The sequence below is a fragment of the Streptomyces ipomoeae 91-03 genome, assembly GCF_000317595.1.
GTDB classification, from domain to species: domain Bacteria; phylum Actinomycetota; class Actinomycetes; order Streptomycetales; family Streptomycetaceae; genus Streptomyces; species Streptomyces ipomoeae.
Window position 1 is genome coordinate 1 of sequence record NZ_AEJC01000165.1, and the last position, 1,663, is coordinate 1,663.

Genomic DNA, 1,663 nt, shown 5'->3' on the forward strand with positions numbered 1-1,663 from the left:
GGCGAAGTGCTGCGAAGTGGCTGGTGCGGGTGCGGGCTCGTGGTCTACCGGCGAGGTGGGCGTCGATGCGGGCGAGGTTGATCGCCGCGCCGGTGAGCTGGTGCTGGAGGCTGGTCTTCACCAGACCCCGGTAGCGGGATCGGCGCAGTCCGCAGCTTTGAACAGCCTGGGCGATGGTGCCCTCGACCCCAGCCCGGACCTTGTAGCGTCCCTTCCATTCATCGCTCGTCTGCTCGGCTCTGGCCGCCTGGAGCGCGTGGTGTTCGTCGTGGTGACGTAGCCGCAGCGAGCGACGTGTGCCGTTGGGCGAGTTGATGCATGCCTTCCGCAACGAGCACGGGCGGCAGTCGAGTACGGAGAACTGCACTTCGAGCACGGGCTGCCCGCGCTGGGAAAGCCTCTCGCCCCAGCGGATGCTGGTCTTGCCGCCGGGACAGGCAGCCTTCCCGTTCTCCCAGTCGATGGTGAAGGCGTCCTGACCGAAGCCACTGTTCGCACCGGCCTGGGCACTGCTGTCGGCCTGGAGAGGGCCGTGCAGCGCGATGCCGTGGTCGCGCTTTGCGCTGACCAGGGCCGCGCCGGTGGGATAGCCGGCATCGACCCAGTGCTCGCCGGGTACGCAGTCACGCGAGGCGAGTTGGTTGTGGATCGTCTCGGCCATCGACCGGTCCTGGACGGTGGCCACCGTCGTGGCGACGTTCGTGATCAGGTTCGGGGTGTCCGGCTCACAGGTCTCGGTGAGGTGGACCTTGTAACCGTCCCGCATCGTGTCGCGTTTGACACTGCCACGCGCGTCGGTGTCATACGGGGTGACCAGGCGCAACGCGCCCGGCGGGCGGTCTTTTGGGCTCCGCCGCCTCACCTCGCCCTCCACCTGGTGGAAGTGCTGGACCCACACCTTCCGCAGGGTTTCCACCTCCGCGAGCCGGCGCAGAGCCTCGGGGGCGCCGGACGCGAAGACAGCCGTCAGCAGGTGTGTTCCGTCCCGGCCGATCCGCGTCCCCACCTCGTCCCGCTTCGCGCGGCCGGTGGGGAACCGGCTGTCCTCGGCCCTGGTCGCGTAGTGCCGGAACCAGTCGGGCTCGGCGGCACCGGCCAGCCAGTCCGGTGCCGCCTGCGCCAGCGCGTTCAACGCCGACCGCAAGGTCTCCGCCACCATCTCCAGCCAGCACAGCTCACGCGCCGTCGACAACACATGCGTGGAGTCCGTGCGGGCCCGCCCCGCCCTCTTGAGCAGCCCTTTCTCCCGGGCCGCGGCCAGGACGCCGTCCAGCACCCGCCGCCCGCCGTCCACCCGAGCCAGCCGGTCCCGAAACTCCGACAGCACCGAAAAATCGAAGCCCGGACCGTCCAGCTCAAGCCCGAGCGCGTACTTGACATCGATCCGTGCCCGCACCGCCTCCGCCGCCTGCCGGTCGGTCAGCCCCTCGACGAACTGCAATACCGACACCAGTGCCAGCCCGGCGGGTGACCAGGCAGGACGCCCCCGGGCGGGGAAGAGGTCCGCGAACTCCTCATCCGTGAACATCGGCCCCAACTCGTCCCGCAGCCGCATGGCCAGGCTCCCCTTCGGGAACGCGGCCCGCGCCACCCGCACCGTCTCCGCCGGGATCTCCCCAGACCCCTTCGGCTGCATCGACATCCGCACCCACCCCATACGACA

Annotated in this window: 1 protein-coding gene; it reads right to left on the reverse strand. The window is 69.9% G+C overall.

Annotated features, from left to right (window positions below; genetic code table 11):
• On the reverse strand, positions 1-1,642 hold a 1,642-nt coding region (locus tag STRIP9103_RS10850), incomplete at its 3' end, for an IS1182 family transposase (protein WP_100243890.1).
• Between the last annotated feature and the right edge of the window lie 21 nt (positions 1,643-1,663).